18 protein-coding genes are annotated in these 26,410 nt (G+C 35.4%); 9 read left to right on the top strand and 9 right to left on the bottom strand.

Translation table 11 applies throughout. The features are described 5' to 3' along the window. Positions 1 to 3 precede the first annotated feature (3 nt). The 3 genes from NQ163_RS13440 (at position 4) to thiL (ending at position 2,602) form a co-directional block, all read left to right on the top strand. Positions 4 to 768 carry a hypothetical protein gene (locus NQ163_RS13440; RefSeq protein ID WP_268190828.1) on the top strand — a complete coding sequence of 255 codons (765 nt, stop codon included), beginning with the start codon at positions 4 to 6 and terminating at the stop codon, positions 766 to 768. Positions 769 to 785: 17 nt separating this feature from the next. Beyond that, positions 786 to 1,331 (top strand): TlpA family protein disulfide reductase, encoded by a 546-nt coding sequence (locus tag NQ163_RS13445; protein WP_268190829.1) that lies wholly within the window; start codon positions 786 to 788, stop codon positions 1,329 to 1,331. 221 nt (positions 1,332 to 1,552) lie between these two features. Next, complete coding sequence (thiL, locus tag NQ163_RS13450; protein WP_268190830.1) at positions 1,553 to 2,602, top strand: thiamine-phosphate kinase; 1,050 nt, start codon at positions 1,553 to 1,555, stop codon at positions 2,600 to 2,602. Between the two features lie 85 nt (positions 2,603 to 2,687). Here the strand turns inward: thiL and NQ163_RS13455 are convergent, their stop codons facing one another. The 5 genes from NQ163_RS13455 to NQ163_RS13475 form a co-directional block, all read right to left on the bottom strand. Further along, the gene (locus NQ163_RS13455; protein ID WP_268190831.1) at positions 2,688 to 3,662 is read right to left on the bottom strand and encodes a DUF5700 domain-containing putative Zn-dependent protease; all 975 of its coding nucleotides are present in this window, start codon (positions 3,660 to 3,662) and stop codon (positions 2,688 to 2,690) included. Between the two features lie 124 nt (positions 3,663 to 3,786). Continuing rightward, on the bottom strand, positions 3,787 to 4,569 hold the full coding sequence (gene lpxA / locus NQ163_RS13460) for an acyl-ACP--UDP-N-acetylglucosamine O-acyltransferase (RefSeq protein WP_120240873.1): 783 nt from the start codon (positions 4,567 to 4,569) through the stop codon (positions 3,787 to 3,789). A 67-nt stretch (positions 4,570 to 4,636) separates the two neighbouring features. Continuing rightward, complete coding sequence (locus NQ163_RS13465) at positions 4,637 to 6,028, bottom strand: bifunctional UDP-3-O-[3-hydroxymyristoyl] N-acetylglucosamine deacetylase/3-hydroxyacyl-ACP dehydratase (RefSeq protein WP_268190832.1); 1,392 nt, start codon at positions 6,026 to 6,028, stop codon at positions 4,637 to 4,639. A 41-nt stretch (positions 6,029 to 6,069) separates the two neighbouring features. Then, positions 6,070 to 7,110 carry a UDP-3-O-(3-hydroxymyristoyl)glucosamine N-acyltransferase gene (gene lpxD / locus NQ163_RS13470; RefSeq protein WP_110362257.1) on the bottom strand — a complete coding sequence of 347 codons (1,041 nt, stop codon included), beginning with the start codon at positions 7,108 to 7,110 and terminating at the stop codon, positions 6,070 to 6,072. Between the two features lie 215 nt (positions 7,111 to 7,325). Further along, positions 7,326 to 8,585 carry an HD domain-containing protein gene (locus NQ163_RS13475; RefSeq protein WP_268190834.1) on the bottom strand — a complete coding sequence of 420 codons (1,260 nt, stop codon included), beginning with the start codon at positions 8,583 to 8,585 and terminating at the stop codon, positions 7,326 to 7,328. Positions 8,586 to 8,929: 344 nt separating this feature from the next. Here NQ163_RS13475 and rimP point away from each other — a divergent pair, with 344 nt between their 5' ends. The 6 genes from rimP to NQ163_RS13505 all read left to right on the top strand — a co-directional run bounded on the left by rimP (position 8,930) and on the right by NQ163_RS13505 (position 16,300). Next, positions 8,930 to 9,394, top strand: a complete 465-nt coding sequence (gene rimP, locus NQ163_RS13480) for a ribosome assembly cofactor RimP (protein ID WP_268190835.1) — start codon at positions 8,930 to 8,932, stop codon at positions 9,392 to 9,394. Positions 9,395 to 9,414: 20 nt separating this feature from the next. Further along, positions 9,415 to 10,647, top strand: a complete 1,233-nt coding sequence (gene nusA, locus NQ163_RS13485) for a transcription termination factor NusA (protein ID WP_268190836.1) — start codon at positions 9,415 to 9,417, stop codon at positions 10,645 to 10,647. A 68-nt stretch (positions 10,648 to 10,715) separates the two neighbouring features. Then, the gene (gene infB, locus NQ163_RS13490; RefSeq protein WP_268190837.1) at positions 10,716 to 13,733 is read left to right on the top strand and encodes a translation initiation factor IF-2; all 3,018 of its coding nucleotides are present in this window, start codon (positions 10,716 to 10,718) and stop codon (positions 13,731 to 13,733) included. Positions 13,734 to 13,970: 237 nt separating this feature from the next. After that, positions 13,971 to 14,510, top strand: a complete 540-nt coding sequence (locus NQ163_RS13495) for an RNA polymerase sigma factor (RefSeq protein WP_268190838.1) — start codon at positions 13,971 to 13,973, stop codon at positions 14,508 to 14,510. After that, a complete protein-coding gene (locus NQ163_RS13500; RefSeq protein WP_268190839.1) occupies positions 14,488 to 15,090 on the top strand; it encodes a hypothetical protein in 603 nt (200 codons plus the stop codon). The genes NQ163_RS13495 and NQ163_RS13500 overlap by 23 nt, the downstream gene beginning before the upstream one ends. Positions 15,091 to 15,094: 4 nt before the next feature. After that, positions 15,095 to 16,300, top strand: a complete 1,206-nt coding sequence (locus NQ163_RS13505; protein ID WP_268190840.1) for a hypothetical protein — start codon at positions 15,095 to 15,097, stop codon at positions 16,298 to 16,300. Positions 16,301 to 16,361: 61 nt separating this feature from the next. On the opposite strand, the gene gcvH is transcribed toward NQ163_RS13505, so the two are convergent. From gcvH to pdxA, 4 genes are all read right to left on the bottom strand, one after another. Continuing rightward, entirely contained in the window at positions 16,362 to 16,736 is a 375-nt protein-coding gene (gene gcvH, locus NQ163_RS13510; RefSeq protein ID WP_268190841.1) for a glycine cleavage system protein GcvH, read from the bottom strand. A 203-nt stretch (positions 16,737 to 16,939) separates the two neighbouring features. Further along, entirely contained in the window at positions 16,940 to 24,466 is a 7,527-nt protein-coding gene (sov, locus tag NQ163_RS13515; RefSeq protein ID WP_268190842.1) for a T9SS outer membrane translocon Sov/SprA, read from the bottom strand. 45 nt (positions 24,467 to 24,511) lie between these two features. Next, positions 24,512 to 25,093: a Holliday junction branch migration protein RuvA gene (ruvA, locus tag NQ163_RS13520; protein WP_268190843.1), complete on the bottom strand. Its 582-nt coding sequence runs from the start codon at positions 25,091 to 25,093 to the stop codon at positions 24,512 to 24,514. A gap of 144 nt (positions 25,094 to 25,237) precedes the next feature. Further along, a complete protein-coding gene (gene pdxA, locus NQ163_RS13525) occupies positions 25,238 to 26,296 on the bottom strand; it encodes a 4-hydroxythreonine-4-phosphate dehydrogenase PdxA (RefSeq protein WP_268190844.1) in 1,059 nt (352 codons plus the stop codon). Positions 26,297 to 26,410 lie beyond the last annotated feature (114 nt).

Raw genomic sequence — 26,410 nt, forward strand, 5'->3', positions numbered from 1 at the left:
GCCATGAATAGATTTCTAAATACGATTACAAATGTCAAAACTGTATATGTTTTAATCTTTACACTGGTAATCACGCTATTTGTAAATTTTATCTACTATGATTATATCAACACCACTGAACTTCTAAGAAAACATCATCACGAAAAACAAGTTAAACAAGAAGCAGAGCTATACCAGGAGCACGATGATTTAATGGCAGATTTTAAAGATGATTTGGCTGAAATTGAACTAGAAGCAGATGAAACAGATTCACAATCTGGTTCTACTTATTTTGGCGATATCTTTTTTAATATTACCTATGATTTAATTCCTCCCCTATGCATTTGCCTGGGATTGGCTTTATTTGTTTTCATTGGCTTTCAATTCTTCCCAGACCTAAAGGATATTGCATATGGCAATCTTTTAAAATCTATACTTATTGCCTACCTAATATTTCCATTAAGTACATTGTTTAAATGCATTTGGTTTGGTTTGTTTCAAAACCAATATGAAGTGATCGATTTGCAACAGGTGGAAAGCATTCTAAATCCATCCATTCAAAGTTTTTTAACTAAGCCCACGGAGTACCAATGGTATCATTATCTATTTGCAGATATGACCTTTCAAAATCTGCTATTCGCACTTCTCATTCCATTCTTTTTAAAATCCATAATAGGATTTAAATATTCCGAACTGCTAAAAAAGATGAGCATCTCACTTGTTGGATTTTTTATTGTATTCCACATCGTATCACCTTATCAGTTGTATCTAATTTTCTTATTTGATTAATTGTAAACATGTATATTATGAATCGCAAAACAATTATTGTAGGTATTGTAATCCTCTTAATCGTTTCGTTAGGGATTATTATAAGGTCTCAAATTATAAAAAAAGAAAACAGCTTAATGCAAAAACAGGAAGTTAAAGCAGAGCTTACCTCTATACCTAAATTCAATTTCCAAGATATACCAGGAAACCCATTTACCAATGCCAACTTAGAAAAGGATAAACCCACTGTGGTGGTTCACTTTGGTAATTTTTGTCCCTATTGTCATGAGGAAGCTAAAATTATGAGTCACTATTCCGAGGAGTACAAAGATTTCCAACTCTTGTATGTAACCAAAGATGAAATGGATAACATTAACATCTTTATGAACAAACACAAGTTAAGAGATAAATTGAATCTTACCATTTTAAGGTATGAGAACAATGAATTCGAAGAAGCCTTTGGCTCCAGATCACTTCCTTGTGTTTTCATTTTCGACAAGCATCAAAAATTCGTACAACATTTCGATGGAGCAGTTACGGCACGTACTTTAATCAAGTATACACGTGCTGCGAATCTCAAATAATTAATATCGATCAAACTCTTCTGTTCATCCAGACCTGACAGGATTAATAAACCTGTCAGGTCTAATATTTTTTCTACCTTTGCAAGCAAATTCTAAATTTAGAAATCAGCATATCATACCGATTATTAAATGAATACAGTCTTAAGTTCATTTCATTACTTCACGCTTATCGTTTAAATATCGGCATGCTATCACAATAAAATTACCTTACAGGCAATATCATGCAGGAAAACAAAGCACAAGGAACCGATATTTCAACATTGGGAGAATTCGGTTTAATCAAGCAATTGACAAAAGGCATCGAGATAAAAAACAGCAGTACAAAAGTTGGTATTGGCGACGACGCTGCAGTACTGGATTATCAGAACAAAAAGACAGTGGTTACTACCGATTTGTTGGTGGAGGGAATCCATTTCGATTTAATGTACACGCCATTAAAGCATTTGGGATACAAAAGTATTGCTGTAAATGTTTCTGATGTGTATGCCATGAATGCTTGCCCAAAACAGGTTACTGTTTCCATTGCCATTTCGAAACGCTTTACCGTTGAAGCCATCGAAGAAATTTACGATGGTATTCGCATGGCCTGCGAAAATTACAATGTCGATTTGGTTGGTGGCGATACTACATCTTCTTTAACTGGATTGTGCATTTCTGTAACTGCCATTGGCGAGGCTGAAGAAAATGAATTGGCTTACCGAAGTGGTGCTAAGGTAAACGACCTAATCTGCGTAAGCGGAAATTTAGGAGCTGCCTATGCTGGCTTGCAATTGTTGGAGCGCGAAAAAGCAATTTTCGAAAACAATCCAAACATGCAGCCTGATTTATCGGGACACGATTACATTTTGGAACGCCAGTTAAAACCTGAAGCCAGAAAAGACATTTACGAAAGATTGAAAGAGGCTCAAATAGTTCCAACGTCTATGATTGATATTTCAGATGGATTGTCATCGGAATTGATGCACATTTGCGAGGAATCGAAAGTAGGATGCCAGATTTACGAAGAGAAAATTCCTGTTGATTACGAAACTCATAAAATGGCCGAAGAGCTAAACATGAATTACAGTACTTTCTCGCTAAATGGTGGTGAAGATTACGAGCTGCTATTTACGGTTCCCTTAGACAAATTTGATGATGTAGAGAAAATTGAAGATGTAAAAGTGATTGGTCACATTACCGAAGCATCGAAAGGAATTTATTTGGTAACTCGTGATAATACTGAGATTGCTTTACAAGCTCAAGGATGGAATCCTTTGAAGGAGGAGGAATAGGTAAAAGTAATAACACATAAATGTAACCTCAAGTCAATATCTTGGGGTTACAATTACCATATCCTTTAATTGCAAAGGCAAGTTTTCATCTATTTTTTAAACTCAAATAACAATTGATAAAAGCTTTAGGATCTTCATTTATCAAATTCACCAACTCTTTCCTGCCCAGCTCTTCGTCTATGGTTCTTGCCATCAAAGCACCTACTCTATACCACAACCTCTTCCCATTCGAAAGAGATGCAATCAATTTCCAATCACTATCTTTAAAATCCCTCCCGACATGATTAAAAAAATGGTAATAGATTTGAAAGTACTCCTTTTCTAAATTCTGCATCACTAAGGAATCATTCAAACAAACATAGTCAGCATCATAATTCATGGCATTTTCTTTTAACCTTACTCCTAACGGTACATAGGTAGCCATACCCTCTAATTGTGTTGCCAAGGCTATAAAATCAACTGCATCTGAATATTTCTTTAAATCTAAATGAGGCATGGGTTTATTGCTACATTCAAAAAAACCTGCATGATGCAACTCATGTAACATGTAATATCGAATTTCAGCAGGTTGATTTAGGTAATGTGAATGAGCAAGATTAATACTTGCATTTTTACCGTATACAACCCCCAAATCGTAACCGTAAGTAAAAAACAAGCTTCCTGTAAATTTGAATTCAGTTGGTAAAAACTCTTTACATCGCTCATGAATGAAATCATCATGCAATACTTGTTCTTTTGCATTTTTTAGATTTCGTTTAAACCTTTCCAACTTTAATCTTTCTTTGTCCAAAGGATGGAGTAAATATTCAACCAACTCCCTATTCGAAGATTTAGGCACATTATAATTGAACTTCCTGGCATGATTCATAATATGATCTACAGCCTCTAATCGAGATATTTTGGCTAAAATACATGTATCGCCAGTTTCGAGATATCGAATCGCCATCTCGGCAAAAGAGAAATCATATTTTAACTGTCCTTTCTGAATAATGGAATTCTTATCACAAAATGCATTTGAACATACAATCAATAGCAGTGTTAGAATTAAAAATTTTCTCATTCTGTATATCTGATTTTTTCCTTAAGACGCCCCATAAAATAAATCGGTTACACATATTCAGAATAAAAAAAGTGAGACCCTCATACGAAGATCTCACTTTTTTAAATATCCTAGCTATTTGTGTTTACTCTGGGAAGTATCCTCTCATGATACCACGTTTAGAGTTCTTCACAAACAGAATAATTTCATCTCGCTCTGGTGAAGCAGGCATTTCAGCTTCGATAGCTTCCAATGCTGTAAAGTTGTTCATACCTTTTTGGTACAAGTAACGGTATACATCCTGAATTTCGCGGATCTTTTCGTTACCAAACTCACGACGACGCAAACCAATTGAGTTTACACCGATGTATGAAACCGGCTCTCGACCAGCTTTCACATATGGAGGAATATCTTTACGCACCAAAGATCCACCCGATACCATAACGTGAGAACCAATGTGTACGAACTGGTGAACAGCTACCAAACCACTTAAAATTGCAAAGTCATCGATTACAACCTCACCTGCAATCTGAGTAGCATTACCAATGATACAGTTGTTACCAACAATACTATCGTGTGCAATGTGTACGTAAGCCATCAAAAGACAGTTGCTACCAACAATGGTTTTGCCTTTTGCTGCAGTACCACGGTTAATGGTCACACACTCACGAATGGTTGTATTATCGCCAATTTCAACAGTAGTTTTCTCGCCACGGAATTTCAAATCCTGTGGAGTAGCACCAATTACTGCTCCTGGAAAAACATTACAGTTTTTACCAATTCTGGTTCCTTCCAAAATGGTTGCATTCGAACCAATTCTTGTACCCTCTTCAATTACTACATCCTTATCGATTGTAACGAATGGCTCAATCACTACATTATCTGCGATTTTTGCCTCGGGATGTACATATGCTAACGGTTGCTTCATTTTATTATTTATTACGTGTTACACAAACTTCTGCCACACCAGAAATTTGCCTTGTAGTAGTTAAATTTTATTTGTTCTTTGCGATTTGAGCCATGAACTCACCTTCAGCAACAACAGTATCGCCAACAAAAGCTAAACCGCGCATGTTAGCAACTCCCCTACGAATTGGTGACAAAAATTGCAATTTAAAAATCAGAGTATCTCCAGGAACAACTTTCTTTCTAAATTTAATATTGTTCTGAGTTAGGAAGTAGGTAGAATAGTTTTCAGGATCATCTACCTGATTTAATACCAAAATACCACCACATTGTGCCATAGCTTCAACCATAAGAACACCTGGCATTACAGGTTCTCCCGGGAAGTGTCCTACGAAGAAAGGTTCATTCATAGATACATTTTTAACACCTACAATAGTATCTTCTTGAATGTCGATAATTTTATCAACCAACAAGAATGGAGGACGGTGAGGCAACAATTTCATCACCCCGTTAATGTCTAACACAGGCTCTTTATTTGGGTCATAAGCCGGAACTGAATCTTTTCCCATTTCTTTTTTTATTCGTTTGATTAATAATTTTGCCATTTGGGTATTTGGTCCGTGACCAGGACAAGAAGCAATTACTTTTCCTTTGATGAACTTACCACATAAGGCAAGGTCACCGATCACGTCTAATAATTTGTGTCGAGCACATTCATTTTGGAAGTAAAGCTCTAAATTACTTAAAATCCCTTCCTTCACTTCTACATGCTGATGGTCGAATAGGTCGGCAATACGATCCAACTCTTTTTGTTCCATCATTTGGTCCATAATAACAATTGCATTATCAAGGTCTCCCCCTTTAACCAAATTGTTATTCAATAAAAATTCCAATTCGCGTACAAAAACAAAGGTACGACACATCGAAATTTCATCTTTATAATCATTCAATGATGTCAATCGAGCATACTGATTGCTCAACACTTTCGAGTCGAATGAAATCATCGTATCTACACTGTATTCACTATCAGGAAGTATTGTTAATTCAGAACCACGAGCTTCATCTTTGTATACAATTGGTTCTTTTACCACATAGTACTCACGCTTCGCATCCTGCTCAACAATTCCTACACTTTCAATTCCCTCTACATAGAATTTTGCACTTCCATCTAAAATTGGAGGCTCAGGAGAATTCATCTCAATCATACAGTTGTCAACACCCATTCCGTACAATGCTGATAAAGCATGCTCGATGGTTTGCACTTTGCATTCTCCCTTTTCAAGAACAGTTCCTCTTGATGTATCTCCTACGTATTCAGCACTTGCATCAATCACAGGTTCTGCTTCAAGGTCAACTCTCTTAAACTTGTATCCATGATTTTCAGGAGCAGGCACAAATTTGATTGATACTTCCAATCCGGTATGAAGACCTTTTCCTGTTAAAGTAAATTCTTTTGCTAATGTTCTCTGCTTATCAGCCATAAACTTTCAATATTTTTTCTGTTTCCGGAAAATGGAATCTCCTATTTTTCCTCTTCCAGCTTCTTTACTTGTTTCTCTAGATCCATAATCTGCTCTCTCATCTTAGGCAGATTTTTAAATAGCACATATGACTTTTGATATGGTCCGAATTCAAAAGCAGGTGATCCCTGAAGAACCTCTCCCTTTTTCTTAATATTTCGTCCAATACCCGATTGTGCAGCAATCTTCACTTCGTCGGCAATAGACAAGTGACCTGCAATTCCAACCTGTCCACCAAACATACAATGTTCGCCAACCTTAGAACTTCCTGCAATACCAGTTTGTGATGCAATTACAGTATTTTCACCAATCTCGACATTATGAGCAACCTGAATCAGGTTATCCAACTTCACTCCTTTACGGATAATGGTTGATCCCATAGTAGCACGGTCAACACAAGTATTAGCACCAATCTCAACATGGTCTTCTAAAATCACATTACCAACCTGTGGAACTTTCTTATAATCATTTGCTGACGAAGGTGCAAAACCAAAACCATCGGCTCCAATTACCGAACCCGAATGAACGATACAATCTTTACCTATTTTACAGTTTTCATACACCTTAACTCCTGAATTAAGAATTGTATTGTCGCCAATAATTACATTATCGCCTATATATGTGTGCGGATAAATTTTTACGTTATCACCAATTTTTACATTACTACCAATGTATGCAAATGCCCCAACATATATTTTATCTCCAATGGTAGCAGATTTACTTACAAAAGAAGGCTCTTCGATGCCTACTTTTTGCGGTTTGCTCTGTTCATACATTTCCAACAACTGGGCCAAAGCCTGGTAAGCATCCTCTACGCGAATTAAAGTAGCTTTTACTTCTTTAGCTGCTTTAAAATCTTTGTTCACTAAAACGATAGAAGAGTTTGTTGTGTAAATATGATGTTCGTACTTGGGATTTGCCAAAAAAGAAAGAGTTCCTGGTTTGCCTTCCTCAATGCGAGATACATTGTTTACGGCAACTGATCCATCGCCATCAACTTCACCTTGTAGAAACTCTGCAATATCTTGTGCTGTAAAATTCATTTGTTCTGGTTTTATATCAGATAACAAGCTCTTTCATTAACAACAAAGCTCGTTTTTTATTGAGCACACATCGTCCAATATATCTGATTAATACGAAAAAAATTTCTGCAAATCTAACAATTATTTCATGCACTTGAAATTTTTTTGCTTTTCAGACTACATCTAAAAACCACTGTCAACTGAATAACTGACTGTTACAAAACTCAAATTAAACATTACAAAATCTTAATCTTTGGGTAACACAAGTAGAATTTTTTAACCGTTTTCGAGAGTACGTCAATGTTCATCATGTCCGATGCCTCTGCAATATCACAAACAGAACCATCTTTATGAAGGATGTTGATATGATCTTCAGAAGTATAAGCATTATTACTGATCATTCCATTGATAACAATAAAATCAAGTGCATGTTCAGAGCAACCAAAATATTCTTTAATTCCTGATCTTACTTTTTGGATATAGTCTGGCGAAAATGGCTTTTTCTGTATTTCAATTTTAAACAATTGTCGATCACGTATACACTTACACAAATAGGCAAGAACTTTATCCGAATGATCCGACCACACTTTTATAGACACCATGATATCATCATCATCAAGCTCAGCAAAAATATCCAATGCACTTTTCCCATCGAGCAAAGGAGCTGAACTTTCAAAATCCTTAATTCCAATTTTATTGTAGAGAAAGTATCGTAGTGCAGGTGTAGCAAATAAATCCTCTCCCCGTTCGGCCAAATATTTTGCACGCTTTAATATATACACCAACATCTCTTCTGCAGCAATCACTGTTTTGTGCAAATAAACCTGCCAATACATCAACCTACGAGCAATTAAAAACTTCTCAATAGAATAAATTCCCTTCTCTTCCACTACCAAATTATCATCCCGAACATCTAGCATTTTAATGATTCTGGCTGATCCTACAACTCCCTCGGTAACTCCTGAAAAAAAACTATCTCGTCTCAAATAATCCAGACGATCCATATCAAGCTGGCTCGAGACCAACTGATTTAAAAACCTTTTGGGATACTCATTCTTAAAAATTTGAATTGCAGTATCCAATTCGCCCTCGAATTGTTTATTTAAACGACTCATAAACAATTCCGAAAGTTTTTCATGAGTAATGCCATTTACAATACTGTATTCTAATGCATGCGAAAAAGGCCCATGACCAATATCGTGTAATAGAATGGCTGCATGCACTGCTTCTGCTTCCTTTTCTGTTATCTCATTACCTTTTGATCGCAATACCTCAATGGCCATTCCCATTAGGTGAGTAGCACCCAAGGCATGCTGAAAGCGATTTTGAAAGGCTCCGGGAAAAACCAAATAAGTCAAACCCAATTGTTTTATTCTTCTTAGTCGCTGAAAATAGTGATGTTCTACCAATTCATGCGAAATCCCTATTGGAATATGAATAAAACCATGAACAGGATCGTTTACAATCTTTTTTTTAGGAGTAAATTGTTCTGACATAAACAGATAAATATTGGTTGTAAACAAATGTATAAAAACCCATTATAAAAGCCTATACATGAAAAAATCAATAATTAGTTTTCTTTTTCAAATATATTTCTCGAATTCTTTTCAATTTGATAATGATTTATCGGACTGTTCATTATAGATTTTCAATCCGTTGGATTTTATAATAATCAGTAATAAAATATCAAAAAAATTTTCTTTAGCAGTTAGAATACAATAATTTAGAGGAATGCCATTTGTTTTTTAAAACATTTATCTCTAATTTTGCATCGAAAAGTAAGAATAACGTGTACTTTAGGGGGCAGGAAGTCCCCTATTTTATTGACATTAACCGATATATGATTGATAAAAGAATTGTACTTGAAATTGTTGAGAAAGAAATTGCCGACACAGATTTGTTCGTCGTGGAGGTTACTGTTTCTACAAGTAATGCAATTTCAGTAATGATTGATAGTATGGAAGGTGTACCAATTAGCACCTGTATTGAGTTAAGTCGTGCAATCGAGAAGAACTTTGACCGCGATGCTGAAGACTTTGAACTTCAGGTAGCTTCAGCAGGAATTGGTCAACCCTTTCAAGTAATTCAACAGTACCACAAAAACATTGGGAAAGAAGTTGAAGTACTTACCACCGAAGGTGTAAAACACAAAGGAAATTTAATCACCGTAGGTGAAAACGAGATAGAAATTGAAGTTGAAGAGAAAGTAAAAGTTGAAGGTAAAAAGAAGAAACAAGTTGTTGTTAATACCTACAGTTTTGCTTTTGATCAAATTAAATCAACAAAAGATATCATTACTTTTTAACAAGTAAATAGCTGAATAACATGAATCTTATTGAGACTTTTTCAGAATTTAAAGAATTGAAAAACATCGATCGTGCTACCATGATGAGTGTTTTGGAAGATGTATTTAGAAATCTTCTTTTAAAGAACTATGGTACCGATGAAAATTTCGATATTATTATCAATCCGGATAAAGGTGACCTTGAAATTTGGAGAAACCGTGAAGTAGTTGCGGATGGAGAAGTAGAAGATTCAAATCTTCAGATTTCTCTTTCGGAAGCTAAGAAGATTGATGAAGATTATGAACTTGGCGAAGAGGTAACCGACGAAGTAAAATTCCTTGACTTTGGCAGACGTTCTATTTTAACATTGCGTCAGAATCTTTCGGCAAGGATTTTAGAATTAGAGAAAGATAATATCTTTAATAATTATAAGGACAGAATTGGTGAAATTGTAACTGGTGAAGTTTACCAAATCTGGAAAAAGGAAATTTTGATTTTAGATGACGAAGGAAATGAATTGATCCTTCCTAAAACAGAACAAATCCCTTCTGACTACTTCCGTAAAGGAGAGTCGATCAGAGCTGTTGTAATTCGTGTAGAAGTGAAAAACAACAGTCCTCTAATTATTATTTCAAGAACTTCTCCAGTATTCCTTGAAAGATTATTTGAACTTGAGGTTCCTGAAATTTTTGATGGATTGATTACCATCAAGAAAATTGTTCGCATACCTGGTGAAAGAGCAAAAGTTGCTGTTGAATCGTATGACGAAAGAATTGATCCGGTTGGAGCATGTGTTGGTATGAAAGGTTCCAGAATTCACGGAATTGTTCGTGAGTTAAGAAACGAAAATATTGACGTGATCAACTTCACTGCCAATAAGCAATTATATATCACAAGAGCTCTTAACCCTGCAAAAATATCTTCTATCCAAATTAATGAAGAAGATGCTCGCGCAGATGTTTATCTGAATCCAGAAGAAGTATCATTAGCAATTGGTAAAGGCGGTTTAAACATCAAACTTGCCAGCCAGTTAACAGGATACGAAATTGATGTATATCGTGAGAAAACAGAGGAAGAAGCTGAGGAAGATGTAAATCTTTCAGAATTTACTGACGAAATCGAAGCTTGGGTTATCGATGAGTTAAAGAAAATTGGTTGCGATACTGCAAGAAGCGTATTGGAACTATCAGCTGAAGAACTAGAGAAAAGAACTGATCTTGAAATAGAGACTATTAACGAAATTTTAGATATTTTTAGGTCCGAATTTGAATAGTCGGATTTTTAAGGACAGTTCCTCACAAATTATTGAAAACGGCACATTTTAACAGTTAACTTCAAAATATGGCAAAAGTCAATAAAAATAAAAGACTTAGTAAACTAGCAAGAGAATTCAATGTTGGGATATCTACTATTGTCGATTTTCTGAATAAAAAAGGTATTGAGATTGATTCTAATCCAAATACCAAAGTTTCAGATGACGCTTATGATATTCTGGCAAAAGAGTATAGCTCTGATTTGAACCTTAAGAAAGAATCGGAGAAAGTAAATTTGAAAAGTACCAGAGAAAAGAAAGAAACTGTTTCTATCGATCCAAAATCGGAAGAAGGTACTAAAGAAGCAACTGTTGAAAAAACTGAAGAAGAAGCTCCGGCAAAAAATCCTGTTAAAGTTGTAGGTAAAATCGATTTAGATGCATTAAAACCGAAAGCGAAACAGGAAAAGCCAGAAAAAAAAGAGGAAAAAGCTCCTTCTAAACCTGAAGAGAAACCTGCCAAAGCAGAAGCTCCTAAGGTTGAGGAAAAACCTCAGACCGTTAAAAAAGAAGTAACTGAAAAACCATCAGAGCCGGCTACGCCTGCTAAAGATGCTCAAACTGTTAAAATGGAAAGCCCTAAAAAAGAGGAAGCAGCTCAAACCGAAAAACAAGAAAATAAGGAAGAGCTTAAAGTAGTAGGGAAAATTGATTTAGATTCTTTAAATCAGAAAACAAGACCTGCTAAAAAGACAAAAGCGGAGAAAGAAGTGGAGAGAAGAGAAAAGCAAAAGTCAGCTCCTCAACAAAAGCAACCTGCTCAAGAAAAAACTGCTGGGCCACAAGGTCAAGAAAAGCCAGTAGCAAAAGAAGAAATTTTTAAATCTTCTACTCAGAAACTTTCTGGTCCTACTGTAATTGGAAAAATTGAACTGCCAGTAGAGAAAAAATCTACCAACAAAGACAAGCAAGGTAACCAACAACGTAAGAAACGCAAAAGAATTAAAAAGGATAGCGAAAAAGTTAATGTTGGGAATCAGCAAGGTGGTCAACAAGGTCAAGGCAGACAACAAGGTGGTCAGCAAGGTCAAGGAAGACAACAAGGTGGACAGCAAGGTCAAGGAAGACAACAAGGTGGACAGCAAGGTGGACAGGCTAATAAATTCAAAAAACTGAAAAAGAAAAAGGCAGTTAAGAAGGAAGTTAGCGAGGAAGATGTACAAAAGCAAATTAAAGATACACTTGCAAGATTAACTTCGAAAGGTGGTAAATCGAAAGGTTCGAAGCACCGTCGTGAGAAGAGAGAGCAGGCAAGTGCTAAACAAGCTGAATTAGCTGAACAGGCAGCAGCAGAAAAGAACGTGTTGAAGTTGACCGAGTTCGTAACTGTAAACGAATTGGCAACTATGATGGAGGTACCTGTTACCAACATTATTGCAACATGTATGGGACTTGGTTTATTCGTATCGATCAACCAGAGATTGGATGCTGAAACCATTGCCATTGTTGCCGATGAATTCGGATACAAAGCAGAATTCGTAAGTGTTGAACTTCAAGAATCTATTGAAGAAGAAGAAGACAAAGAGGAAGATTTACTTGAACGTCCACCGATTGTAACGGTAATGGGTCACGTTGACCACGGTAAAACTTCTCTTTTGGACTACATTCGTCATGCCAACGTAATTGCTGGTGAGGCCGGAGGTATTACCCAGCACATTGGTGCATACAATGTATCATTAGACGATGGTAGAAAAATAACTTTCCTTGATACTCCGGGTCACGAAGCCTTTACAGCGATGCGTGCTCGTGGTGCTCAAGTAACCGATATTGCAATTATTATTGTTGCTGCTGATGATAACGTGATGCCACAGACTATTGAGGCAATCAACCACGCAAGTGCAGCAGGTGTACCAATTGTATTTGCAATCAACAAGATTGATAAAGATGGTGCTGACCCAGAAAGAATCAAGGGTGAGTTAGCCAATATGAATTACTTGGTAGAAGACTGGGGTGGTAAATACCAGTGCCAGGAAATTTCCGCTAAGAACGGTATCAATATTGAAGATTTATTAGAAAAAGTATTGCTTGAAGCTGAATTACTAGAAGCCAAAGCAAATCCAAATAAACGTGCAGTTGGTTCGGTAATCGAATCATCACTTGATAAGGGTCGTGGTTACGTTACTACTTTATTGGTACAAGCAGGTACTTTAAAAGTAGGTGATGTATTACTTGCAGGTAGCTACACTGGTCACGTTAAGGCTATGTTTAACGAGCGTGGAAACAAGATCGACGCAGTAGGTCCATCAGAACCAGCATTGATTCTTGGTTTAAATGGAGCGCCTCAGGCTGGTGACAATTTCAACGTAATGGAAAGTGAGAAGGAAGCTCGTAACATTGCTAACAAGCGTGAGCAATTACAGCGTGAGCAAGGACTTCGTACTCAGAAGCACATTACTCTTGATGAAATTGGTCGTCGTATTGCAATCGGAAACTTCCAGGAGTTGAATGTAATTGTAAAAGGTGATGTGGATGGATCTATCGAGGCACTTTCTGACTCATTGATCAAACTTTCTACTGAAGAAATTCAGGTGAATGTAATTCACAAGGCCGTTGGTCAGATTTCAGAATCAGATGTAATGTTGGCAACAGCATCGAACGCAATTATCGTAGGTTTCCAGGTACGTCCTTCAGTTGGAGCACGTAGATTGGCTGAGAAAGAAGAAATCGATATCCGTCTGTACTCAATTATCTACGATGCAATCGAAGAATTGAAATCAGCAATGGAAGGTATGCTTTCTCCTGAAATCAAGGAAGAGATTGTGGCGACTGTTGAGGTTCTTGAGACATTCAAAATCTCTAAGGTTGGTACCATTGCCGGATGTATCGTTCGTGATGGTAAGATCAAGCGTAGCTCTAAGATCCGCCTGATTCGCGATGGTATTGTAATCTACACCGGAGAACTTGGTTCGTTGAAGCGTTTCAAAGACGATGCGAAAGAAGTTGTGAAAGGTTACGAATGTGGTCTGAATATCGACAAGTACAACGATATCAAAGTTGGCGATATGGTAGAAGCATTCGAAGAAGTAGAAGTAAAAAAGAAATTGTAAGAAACAATTCCTATCATATAGAAAAGCAGTCCAAATTGGACTGCTTTTTTTTATTTGGTATCACTCCCCATTAATGATTTTATGAACATCCAATTTAAAGGAAAATTAAATTCGAAATAACTCACTATAAAAATAATTAAGAATTCGTGCAGCGTTTTTAATTACTTATGTATTCTATAAGTAAATTGCAAAAACTTATCATATCCTCAATATTGGTAAGATCCTAAAAACGCACGAATGTATAAACTCTTTCTAAAAAATAAGAAGACCATTTTCAATAAGATTTACGAGAATCATTCTCAACTGTTGTTCTTATTGATTCTTCGCTATGTTGTATCTCAATTCGATGCAGAAGAAGTCTTACAAAGAGGATTTATTAAGATTTACGAGGCTTTAGATGATTTTACCTATGAAAATGATAAAGCCAGTTTAGGATGGTTAAAACGCATCATGATCAATGAAAGTCTTCTCTTTTTAAGAGAACAAAAACGTTTGACATTATCTGATAACATTTCATTTATCGAAAATTCGTCCAATCAATTGCCCGAAGTGGAAAACAAACTTGGCATGGAAGATTGCTTAAATCTCGTAAGAAATTTACCTGATGGATACCGTACTGTATTCAATCTTTATGTTATTGAAGGATATGCGCATAAAGAAATTGCAGATATTCTTCACATTAGTGAAAGTGCCTCTAGATCGCAGCTTACCAGGGCACGAAACATTTTAAAATCACAATTAAAATCATTGAATTATGCAACCGAACTCGTTGGATAGTATTATTAAAAATAATTTGGAAAACCAGTCGGAATTGCCCTCAAATGTACATTTCGACAAGGAGAGATTACTTTCTTCAATCGATAAACGAATCAAACAGCAATCGAGAGAGCACAAGTGGCGAGTTATAGCAGTACTACTTGTATTATTACTTGGATCTTCATTATTCCTGCATTATCAGCAATACGGCATTATAACAAAGCAAAACCAAAATATAGGAAATCAAAAGCAGTTAATTTCCTCTCTAAACAGCGAAAATGAGAAAATAAAAGATACAAATTATTTACTGCTTGATTCACTTTCCAAATCGACCATTGCAAATCTGGAAAGTCCAAAACACATTGCTTTACCACAACTTCCAACAATCGTAATCAATCAGCCAATAGTATTTAAAAATAATGTTGAAGATAAACTATACATACAAATTGTCGAACGAATAAAAATAGAAGAAACTGAAGGTGAAATTCCGGAACTCAACCTGCCTGTTTACTATGAAAGTGATCGTTTGGCAAGCAATACAAATCACCAATCGAAAAGTAAATCATTTGCTAAGAAGATTGGCAATCTATTTAAAAATTAAGGTCATGAAAAAAATAATAATTGCATTCATTCTAATCATATTAATCGTTCCTTCTGCTCAGTCACAAGGAAATTGGTTTAATGCGCCTAAGAATTATCAATATGGGTTTTCAAATAAAAGAGATACCATTCTAATGGATTATGGAAATGGTAAAAAAATAGAAATTAGTTATTCGTGGCACAATATTTTTGGGACCAAATTAGACGATTATTATGCCAAAACTTTTTGGAAACCGATTCAGTTAGATTTAAAAATCCTAAAGGAGAAACTGAATGAAATCCCATTAAAAAAGGATAGAAAATACCACATAATACTTCACTCACAGAGATCTAATCTATACTCTAATGAATTTTTTGAAGCGATAAAGCTTAATAATCAAGAAGCAAAAAAATCAGGTCTATCAAAAGAAAAAAGAGATAGCTTATTACATGTTACTTTTAAAACCTATTACAAAGGTAAAATCAAGAAAAAACATAAACTTTCGGTCAATGAAAGAAAAACCTCGGAAAAGAATCGAGAGTACTTAATTGTGCAAAACAAACTCTACAACAAAGCACAATGGCAACATATCATAGAAATTAAAGAATTACTTTGGAGTATTAAGTTTTACATAACTAACATTGACGAACTTAAAGAATTCGACATTAACGAAATTCAAACGTTTATGGCAAGTGAGAAAGACAGATTCCTAAAAAGAAGATATTACCAGTACTTTTCAAAGTTACATTATAAGAAAGAAAATGGTGAATTTAGATATGAGCGAACTCTTGGCGAAAAAAGAGAGAAAAGACCACGATTCCTAAAACTAGGTTTTGATGCAGGCTTTGGTAGTTCTGTAATTAAAAGTAAATTATCAGCAGACATAAGTGCAGGCATCAATCTCTACTTTAATGAAAATTTACAGTATGCTGCCAAACTAGGCATAAGAACACAAGCCAAATCATTTGGAATTGATAATAAAATCAGAAACAATGTTTTTATTGATGCTTTAATGGATATTAATATTGCTGAAAGCTTTAAAAAATCACAGTGGATTGGTGCCGGATTTGGTTACCTGGTAAAACGAGAAGGAAATATTTATGGAAAAGATACGGCCAGGGCATTTTTTAAGTATGGTTTCACAAATGGAATTGCCATCCAGCCCGAATTCAACTACTCCTTTCATGATGAAAAATTTCTTTTAGGAATTGGTGTTTCCTTCAACTTCTAATATGCAAACAAAAAACCCTCACACATTAGTGCGAGGGTTTCTTTATATTTTCAGAATACTATTATAGTAATTCTTTGTAAGCTTCAGCAGAAAGTAATTCTTCAAGCTCAGCAGCATCATCTAGTTTGATTTTGATGATCCAACCATCACCATAAGGATCAGAGTTGATTAGATCTGGAGCGTCTTCCAACTTCTCGTTGAATTCCAATACTTCACCACCAACTGGCATAAACATGTCAGATACAGTTTTTACGGCTTCGATAGTTCCGAATACTTCTTCCTTATCTAATTCTTCGCCTTCAGTTTCTACTTCAACAAAAACGATGTCTCCTAGTTCTCCCTGAGCGAAATCAGTAACACCAATAAAAGCTTCTTCGCCTTCTACACGTACCCACTCGTGATCTTTAGTGTACTTCAAATTTTCTGGTACATTCATGATAGTATGTTGTTTTAAAAGAGGTTTATAAACTGCTCCAAATTTACAGTTTTTTTTCAATAATTAAATATTAGTAATTGAGTAAATCAACTATTGAATGTATGATCTTTATCACATTCTAGATCAATATCATACAACAAACCTATTGAATATTAATAGTTCATGAAAAATATTCTTGTTTCAACCTGCTCTTAAACACTTTATTAATTCGCTAATGTAAATCTTATACTTGCCCCAAACTCTGTGGTTGTAGTTGGATAAGAAAGTGATACGTAAGGTGTATTTACAATTCTATCGTAATACAAACGCAGGTTGAATCTGTTACTCAAAACATAATCTGCACTAAATTTTAAGGTAACCACCTTTTGGCCAGAAGTTAGCTGATCTACTTCATCAACAATTTTTCGAATAATGGTACTGTTCTTTCTTACTGATAAATCTGCCCTTAAATTCAAATCTGAATTGTATTTTTTCTGGCGAGAACCAGATCCAATTATCATTCCGAAATTATCAAATCGATATCCCATACCAAAAATCATTTCGTTCGAAGCTACTTCGGTTAACTGAGTATTGGACAGACTTAAAATCAGGTTACGCGTACGTTTAATTTCAAAACTTGTAGAAAAATTATTTTTCCAAATCATATCAACATTAATCAATGGGTTAAATTGCTCATTAATCGAAATTGAATTCACATCGTACAAATTGTAAAAATTACCCGTAATCTTATTTATTTCAAGAAATCCATCTTCATCTACTTCGGCAGCTAAGTTAGTTGTATAAGAACCAACATCATAAGTTGATGTATATGCATGGCTCAAATTAATGGATTTGAAATAACGTCGGATAAATGGAATTTTTGACAAGCCTTCGAAAGAAACTCTCCAGTTTGGCTTCATTTTAGCAATACCAGGGAACAATTTGTTGAAGCCACTTCCTACATTTCCATATGCTTTAAGGAAAGCTGGTACTAACACTTCTTGTGAAGTTGAAGTAAATCCTTTGTAATATCCTGTACCTTCATTATTATCATCCAAAATTTCTTCATTCTCATATGATGCACCATAACGTTGTTGAGCCAACCTCAGCGATTCAGTCTTACGATTTTCCAGGAACTTATTGAAATACTCCGACGAGTAATCGCCAGTATTACCAATGGTAAAAAACGCAGATTTTAAACTTAGGAAACTCATACTAAAGTTTCCTGACTTTACAAGATTTTTATTGCTAAACCTATCATTATCTTTATTATAGATGTAATACTCACTTCTATTTCTTGAATAATTCCTATTTGCAGTAAGATCAATTTTTAATCCTTTAAAAGGTTCAATTGTACTACGAATTGAAAAATTCTGAGTATGACTCATTACATATGGATCATTCATTGTAGGATCTGTTGTAATCCAACCTTTATCAGCAGCATTACGCGCAAAGTTTTTATCTTGCTGACCAGTTAAGAAACCAAATCCAGGAGCTTTTGTTCCATTGAACGATTCCCCACCAAAATAGTTTGTTTGTGGTAAATATCCAGGTAGAGTTGTAGAGTTAATTTCAGAATAATTAACACTGATATTCCTCACGCTCATTAATGTTCTCAGAAAGTTTTCTCCAATAACAGCAAACACGTTATCTTTCTCGCTAACTTTACCGGTAACGCGCACCCTAACATCTTTAACAGTTCGGGAAGCTGTTATTTTAGCTCGATTTCCGGTAACAGGCTTAACTTTAATTTTCACCTCTTTTCCTAACTTATCGTAGGCTCTAATGGTAATATCTTCAGTCATTAATTTGTGATAGATGGAAACAGGTACTCCTGCTTTCAATTCATCAACTTTACCGTCATAATTTACTTTCTTGTATGATTTGGTTTTCTTCTTGTACTTACGGTTCGAATTGTATTTGCGATTGATCTTCTTTAAAATGCCAACTTTATTATACAAACTTGTCATTTTTAATTGACCATTCAACTGAATATTATTCGAATTTCGAATGGTGTTACCCAACTCAATTGTATCGGCAGTAATTGCTCCTGCATTCCAATCATAAGCACCAGAGTAACGTGCATTAAGCGAAGTCCAGTTAAGCAAAGGTATTTTATTAATCGGAACGGTATAAGTCACATTAAACTTATGGTGGTATTTAATATTTCGTCCACCATCCATTAAATTATTCCAAATCGAATCTTTCCAAATTTCATAAGCATCACGATCTCTATGCTTATCAACAATACCATCCGGTTCATCGATACGTGAAGTATTTGTTGCAGAAAAATCGAACTTTAAGCCTTTCGTTAGGTTGTATTTCAAATCGTAATATCTGTACCAAATAAAATCTTTATCGTATGATGGATCAATTTTTAATCCTGGTTCTTCAATATTTCGTTTCTCTATCTCATGATAGTAACGTTGAATATCCGAACGGAAAGACAATTGTGTTGGCAAATAATAGAAATTGAAATCCTTTAATAACCTAAACATAGGCTTTTGAAAAGCTTTTACCTTTTTAAATGGCTGTACAATTTTCGGGCGCTCGGTATAATTATAGCTAAGTACACCACGATAATTTTTCTCCAAATCAAGAGTGGTATTTACATCTCTTGAATAAGTTTCATTATACGAATAAGTCATTGATAAATTTGAAACATCCAGCAATTTTGCTTTTCCCTCCTGTTTCTCGATTCGAACATTGGTAAGATTGAAACTTTTTCGTTTGGTATATTCTTGTGCCCTATGTTTAATCTCCTCTCTTTCTTCTTTATTCTCTGCATTTTCCAATGCTACATCCAAAGGAATATCCGGATCCAAAGGATCATACTCAGGTGTAACAGTTTCTTCTGAAATTGCATAGTACATCGGAATTCTCACTCCTGATTTTTCAGGGAAGAATTTTCCTAACTCCAAACTTGCAGAAAAATCATATTGGAAAATATCATCTTTATAGCGCTCATTAACACCATCTTCTATACCTCCAAATCCTGAAGTAATTTGACTTCCAGACCATGTTACCGTACCCAAGTCTGCCAACTTTGTTGTTACTCTTAAATTCGCAGCCCAACCTCCATCTTCATCAAAATCGGTTAAACGCAATTCATTCATCCAAACTTCAACTGATTTAGGCTGATTGTCATCACTACCAGTAATATCTTCAAATGGGTTTTTAATCCCAATCATTATGGTTCTCACATTGGCAAGATTCGGATTACCCTTTATTCTAACCCTGTGTCCTTCTTTTACAGGATTATTATCACTGGATAAATCATTTACAGCAGCATCATAAACAGTAAGGTAATCAACACTTGAACCAACAGATCTCATAGCATCATTACGCAATTGTTTAATGGTTTGGAATAACCTTAACTTAAAGTCAAACCTATTCTCATCTGGCCAAACAGCTAACCTGTCATTTTCATTATCTCCATTGTACAGTCCAGGAGCGGTTAATTTCAGTGGGATTTCATATTCATAGTAGTTATCCTGGTAATCTGATCCCAATCGAATGAAGGCTGTAACTTCATTATCCCTTAAAGGCAAACCGCTAATTTCTTCGGCATGAACATCCATAATAAGCTTTCCATACTTACGAACGTCCATACTAAGTGTCTTATATGCACCTTTTCCTTTTCCATTTTCAAGATCAGTAACTTTTAACAGAATCGCTTGTTCATTCAGCTGTATTAATTGTGGATTACTAGGATCTACAACCCTGTCGATACCTGGAGGAAGTACATAGTTTACTGGCTCTTTTGAGGCATTCTCTTCAATATTAATTGCAGTAATATCAAAGTTTGCATCGGAAACTATAGCATCATCTTTATCCTCATTTAATGCCTGTTCATACTTTCTCCAATCATCACGAACCAAATCAAGAGTTGCAAAACGCATGATCACATCTTCCTCAAATCCCTTCATAAACATTCTCATAAATCGAATGGAAGTAAAATCAGAAATACTTCCAAACTGATCTTCAAATTCATTAACCGGAATTTTGAATTGATACCAATCAACTGTTCCTTGCGTTCCATTCGCCAAATCAACAGTACTGGTAATTTTATCGGTAATAAAATTCTTACCAACTTCCATCCCTGTTGGTTCAAGGTGTACACGATACTGATAATAAGCTTCTGTTTCACTTAAGGTTTGATCATTATTAATGTCTTCAACATTTGGTAATGTTGTTGCTGAAGTTGGATAAGGTTCAGCAGATAATTCAGCTGTAGGTGAATTGCCTTCTGGCCCATTATATCTCTTGTATCTTTCCAAAATACTTACTTCATCGGCATCATAGTCGCTACCTCTAAAATAGTGGTAATCATCTCCCGAAGGGTCATTTATAGCATTTACATAGGCACCTGAACCAACACCCAGGTTGGCAGACAATTCAATTTGTTGAATGTACTCATCAAAGAAACTAACTTCCTCTTCAGAGTTAAGCCCATCCAAACCTACATCCTGATACTTCCTGGCATTTGTATTATTATCAAAAGCAATCACCTGTGATTGAATCTTTGGAACACGTCCCCAAACTGTATTATCCACCAAGGAAAGATCTTCATTAGTAGGCAAACCATTCTCGAATGATTTTCTTGAGTCTCTAAGAATATCCTCGGAAACATTACCCAAATTGAAATATAAATCTCCTCCTTTATGAGTTTTATCATATACAAATGGATCCATCATCCAGAATTCTATGTATGCAATATTTGCAGCTTCGAAATCGTTGGTTTCTATTCTTCTCATGATACCACCCCAACGTGTTTCCGGAGCTTCTAATGTTCCATCAGGATTCATCCCCTGTGAAACACCTGCATGGCCATCAACATCATAATTATAGGGTCCCTTTTCGTCAGGATAATAGGCAAGGTTTAAAACTGAAATATTCGTCGGAACACCTGAGGCTCTTTCCTTATTAGGCCAAATTTCCTCTTCAAAAATCTCACGTACAAAATGATTCGACTGTTGTTCTTTATCTGCTTTTATATGCCCTGGAGTTGCCGAATTATTACGCAAGAATAATGGATCGATTACATACCATGCCAATTTTGCACGGTTAAAACCATATGCTAAATCACTGCTCAGATTTCCCTCAGGAAAGAGTGCATCGTTATTTTGCGGAGTACTAGCCAACACCCAAGAACTCAAACTCTTCATGTCAATAGAAGTCTGTGTTCCTTCAAAATCATCGATATAAGCAGTACCCGAACTTCCAATAGATTTATTGTGTCCCGGTCTTAGTTGTGCAAATTCACCTTCAACCGATATTTTAGAAGGCTCTTTTGTCTCAATAAATGGGATCTTATCTATCATTCTGGTTAAGAACATTGATTCTGTTTGATAACTTCCATTTAACCCCCAAATGGTATTCGATATTGGTTCATCACCAATATTCACTTTCTGAGTTAAAGGCTGTTCGGACAAGTGCATCACCGTTGCTCCAAGGTTAAAATTATCATTAACCTGATAGTCCATCTGAACACCAAGAAGCGTTTTGGTTTGAATGTTAAACAGCGAATTGTTTTCCGATTCAATGCTAATTGGTGTATTCGATTCCAATAATGATTGATTGATAATTTTTACACGACCTAAGGTGTAATCAACCGTATAATCAATGTTTTCGACCAGTTCTCTTCCGCCAGCCTTAACCCTTACCGATCCTGGTTGAACATTTAAAGCATTCAAAGAAATTTCAGAGCTTGAGGATGATTTGTAACTCCCTTTTAAGGAGTATTTATTCTTCTCAGCTATTTGTTGAGCTTCATTCTGCGTTTTCTCATATAGTTCGTCGAAGACATACTTATTTGCAATAGCATCATTCCCTATTTTCCCTCTTAAATAAGATCCAAATGGTTCTATAATCGGGAAAATAACTCTACCATTATTACTGTAGATAGTGATACCATTAATAAAATCAAACATCCCATCTGAACCCGGGTCTAATTGAGAATTCAACCTATCCAAATTCATAACCTTCAGCAAAATCTCATTTTTGATATCTCCTTCTGGCAGGTAATTAACTTTTGTTCCTGCCTGATCGTTCTGATACATGATATTCAAAACGAAATCATCCTGATTTACCTGATAAGCGCCAATGTTGTATATATTCTTCATCATCAGCTTCCAGGTTGGCATGCCAGGACTCAGGTTGGTTCCTTTCAAAAGCTTCATTACCAAAGATTGTGGTGCACTAACACCATCTGAAGTAAATTCCCCAACACGAAAAACCTGACCACGATTCGTATATTCATAAGCAACCGCTAAAACTTCATCAGCATTCAGAGCTTGGTTTAGCGATATATATCCTAACTTCTCATTAATAGTATATTCCGAAGGCGAAAGTTTACGAGCATTTTCTACTTTTTCATAGTCTTTACCACTGGTAAAACCAGGTGCTAAAGGTCCAAGAGTTTCTGTTACTTTATTAACATCTCTAATGTCTGAGTAGGTCTCAGTCATTTGTTGATAAACATTATTCAATTCATTATCTGGCAAAACACCGGTCCCTGTTTGCGAAAAAATGGCATTGCTGATATTAGCAGCACTTTCACCAATATCTACAAAAGCGACAACATTTCTTGAATCCTGAAAATTAGAGGTCTTATTGGTAACCCAGACTTCAACCTTATTAATTGCTACCCCTGAGTTGACAACAGGCAAGTTCTCCAATGCCTTATCATAGGTATCGTAAAAATACTTCGACAAGAAAAAGTGACGGTTTGCTTCGTATTGATCAACAGAGATCTCAAACTCATTTTTTTGCGCTCCATTTTCCAAATTAACAACAGCAGTTTCACCTTTTTGCTGAGAAAAAACAGATGTAACGCCTAATTTTCCAAATTGCATTTGAGTTTTTACACCAAACAGATTCTGCCCACCAGTGATTAATGTATTAGAAATTGGCATAGAAACATTACCGGCCTCTACCTTTTTGATAATCTCATCTTCATCACCAGTATATTCCAAACGCATCTGGTTTTCGAAATCAAAAGTAGCCTCAGTGTTGTAATTCACATCCATCTTCAACTTCTCTCCAACTGTACCGGTAACGTTCATTTGGATTTTTTCATCAAAGTCGAAACTGGTTGTTTTCCTCAAATTTTCAGGTAAGGTTGGATTTTCAACATTGGTAGTACTAATTCCAAATGTCAATTCTGCCGATCCTTGAGGTTTTATTTTTATTGTATTGCTTCCAAAAATCTTATCAATAAACTGCCCCCCAAAATTCAAATCAGGAACCAATTCATTATTCCCTCCGGCTCCATCGTTTCTACTTCTTTGCATCCAATAATCCCGAATGGAATTTTCGGCAACATATTGCTCATATTCCTCGGCTGTCATGGTAATTGCACGGCGATAATTCATATCTCCAATGGTTTTTACCAGAATGTAATTACCAGTTGCAGGATCGTACTTAATAGAAGTTTTAATATTACTCGGATCCTTCAAATAAAGCGGAGATTGCTGTTGCGAGCCATATTCCAAATTATCATTTTCATCATTAAATGGATAACGAAGAGAATCGTTCTTTGCGTTTGGATTATCCTTATTAAAAGGTGATCTTGAATTTATTATCCGTTTGTTTTCATTTCCTGAACGAAGGGTTGTGTCTTGCTGTTGAATTGCACTAAATTCCGAATCAAGCTGATAAGCATACGCATTAACCGATTGATTACTCTTTATTACAAAACAAAATATTACTACACAGAGACTTAGAGTATATTTTAATAGTTTTTTCAATTAAGTTAGATTTCCTTAGGTTAGTAAAGCAAATACGTTCTTAGTTTACAATTGTTTCAGAGCTAATTTTATTAAATCCTCAACACTTGATGTTGGATTAGCAGTATAGATTTTATCCACCACTTTATATGCAGCATTTTTTGCAAAACCTAACATCACTAAAGCAGATAACGCTTCTTCCTTGTTGGTATTGTCCTGAGGAAGTGAAATTTCTAATATATCAGATTCTTTTCCTAGTTTATCCTTTAATTCAATAATAATTCTTTGCGCAGATTTTGCTCCAATACCTTTTACTCCCTGTAAAGTTTTAGCATTATTAGATAAGATTGCCGTTTGAATTTCGGCTGGACTTAAAGAAGAAAGCATTACTCTGGCAGTATTTACACCTACTCCGGATACAGAAATTAGATGACGAAAAATTTCTCTTTCTCTGGTATCCATAAATCCGTATAACATATGAGCATCTTCACGAACCACTTGATGAAGGTACAATTGAACAGTTTTATGCCCTGATAACTGGCTGTATGTGTTTAATGAAATATGAATAAAATATCCAATGCCATTATTTTCTATAATAGCTGAAGTTGGTGTTAAATCGGCGAGTTCACCTTTAATGTACTCAAACATAAATTAAGAATTAGATTATTCTGGAATTTAAGGTTTTTAAAATATGCAAAATTATGCAATTTTAATAATGAAAGATAGGCTTTTAACAAAAAAAGAAAGAGCGATTAAACATTTAACCGCTCTTGTTATAATTTTGTTAATTATTTATTGCACGTTTTTTACATTCTCAGCAGGCTTAAGAGGATCTTTACTCATCTGCTTATACATGCGTCTGTTTTTATGAACATCCAAAGCCAAATACAATGCTTCACGGAAAGAAACTTCGGAAGCAACATTGGTTCCGGCAATTGAATAAGCTGTTCCATGAGCTGGCGAAGTTCTTACTCCTGAAAGCCCCGCAGTAAAGTTAACTCCAGAATCGAATGCCAATGCTTTAAATGGAGCTAATCCCTGATCATGATACATCGCTAAAATTGCATCAAACTTTGTATAATCATCTGAACCAAAAAAGCCATCAGCAGGAAATGGTCCTAAGGCCATGATTCCTTTCTCTCTTGCTGTATCCAAAGCAGGAATAATGATCTCTTGTTCTTCAGAACCAATTAAACCGTTATCACCGGCGTGTGGATTTAGACTTAGAACCGCAATTTTTGGTTTTTGAATTCCAAAATCTTTTAGCAGTGAGGCATTTAAAATTTCAAGTTTTTCAAGAATTGCCTCTTGGGTAATTTTTTCAGGAACTTTTGAAATTGGCACATGACCAGCAACTACTCCAACTCTAAGTTTATCACTAAGCAATAACATTAATGATTTTCCAGACTCCAACTTCGCTTCCAAATATTCGGTATGACCAGGAAATTCAAAATCTTTCGACTGAATGTTCTTTTTATTTATTGGTGCAGTAATTAGGACATCAATTGCTCCTTTTTTCAAATCCGCAACAGCTGATTCTAATGCTTGAAAAGCGGAAGTTCCAGCAGCATTTGTAGATTTTCCAAGCTCTACTTTAATATTCTCGTCAACACAATTAATGATATTTGCACGCTTAGGATGTGCTTCATGTGCTTCTTTAATATTATTCAAGCTAAAATTATCGATATTTAGTGCTTTACGATGATAAGCTGCAACTTTTGGAGATCCATAAATAATAGGAGTACAAAGTTCAAACAATCTATTATCCATTAAGGTTTTAATGATTACTTCATAACCAATTCCATTAATATCACCGTGAGTTATTCCGACCTTTATTTTGGTATTCTTCATGTGTTTAAAGTATTTGGTTTGATATGTGTTACTTGTCAAACTCAAGTTAATCACATCACAAACAGTATTAGAACTTAATCAGTTCACAAGTGCAAGATATTGTATTCCAAATAA

Source organism: Marinifilum sp. D737 (assembly GCF_026672275.1).
Taxonomy (GTDB): domain Bacteria; phylum Bacteroidota; class Bacteroidia; order Bacteroidales; family Marinifilaceae; genus Marinifilum.

What these genes read in the sequence shown, in the direction of transcription:
- NQ163_RS13440 (WP_268190828.1), top strand. Translation starts at nt 4, where the DNA reads ATGAATAGATTTCTAAATACGATTACAAATGTCAAAACTGTATATGTT.
- NQ163_RS13445 (WP_268190829.1), top strand. Translation starts at nt 786, where the DNA reads ATGAATCGCAAAACAATTATTGTAGGTATTGTAATCCTCTTAATCGTT.
- thiL (WP_268190830.1), top strand. Translation starts at nt 1,553, where the DNA reads ATGCAGGAAAACAAAGCACAAGGAACCGATATTTCAACATTGGGAGAA.
- NQ163_RS13455 (WP_268190831.1), bottom strand. Translation starts at nt 3,662, where the DNA reads ATGAGAAAATTTTTAATTCTAACACTGCTATTGATTGTATGTTCAAAT.
- lpxA (WP_120240873.1), bottom strand. Translation starts at nt 4,569, where the DNA reads ATGAAGCAACCGTTAGCATATGTACATCCCGAGGCAAAAATCGCAGAT.
- NQ163_RS13465 (WP_268190832.1), bottom strand. Translation starts at nt 6,028, where the DNA reads ATGGCTGATAAGCAGAGAACATTAGCAAAAGAATTTACTTTAACAGGA.
- lpxD (WP_110362257.1), bottom strand. Translation starts at nt 7,110, where the DNA reads ATGAATTTTACAGCACAAGATATTGCAGAGTTTCTACAAGGTGAAGTT.
- NQ163_RS13475 (WP_268190834.1), bottom strand. Translation starts at nt 8,585, where the DNA reads ATGTCAGAACAATTTACTCCTAAAAAAAAGATTGTAAACGATCCTGTT.
- rimP (WP_268190835.1), top strand. Translation starts at nt 8,930, where the DNA reads ATGATTGATAAAAGAATTGTACTTGAAATTGTTGAGAAAGAAATTGCC.
- nusA (WP_268190836.1), top strand. Translation starts at nt 9,415, where the DNA reads ATGAATCTTATTGAGACTTTTTCAGAATTTAAAGAATTGAAAAACATC.
- infB (WP_268190837.1), top strand. Translation starts at nt 10,716, where the DNA reads ATGGCAAAAGTCAATAAAAATAAAAGACTTAGTAAACTAGCAAGAGAA.
- NQ163_RS13495 (WP_268190838.1), top strand. Translation starts at nt 13,971, where the DNA reads ATGTATAAACTCTTTCTAAAAAATAAGAAGACCATTTTCAATAAGATT.
- NQ163_RS13500 (WP_268190839.1), top strand. Translation starts at nt 14,488, where the DNA reads ATGCAACCGAACTCGTTGGATAGTATTATTAAAAATAATTTGGAAAAC.
- NQ163_RS13505 (WP_268190840.1), top strand. Translation starts at nt 15,095, where the DNA reads ATGAAAAAAATAATAATTGCATTCATTCTAATCATATTAATCGTTCCT.
- gcvH (WP_268190841.1), bottom strand. Translation starts at nt 16,736, where the DNA reads ATGAATGTACCAGAAAATTTGAAGTACACTAAAGATCACGAGTGGGTA.
- ruvA (WP_268190843.1), bottom strand. Translation starts at nt 25,093, where the DNA reads ATGTTTGAGTACATTAAAGGTGAACTCGCCGATTTAACACCAACTTCA.
- pdxA (WP_268190844.1), bottom strand. Translation starts at nt 26,296, where the DNA reads ATGAAGAATACCAAAATAAAGGTCGGAATAACTCACGGTGATATTAAT.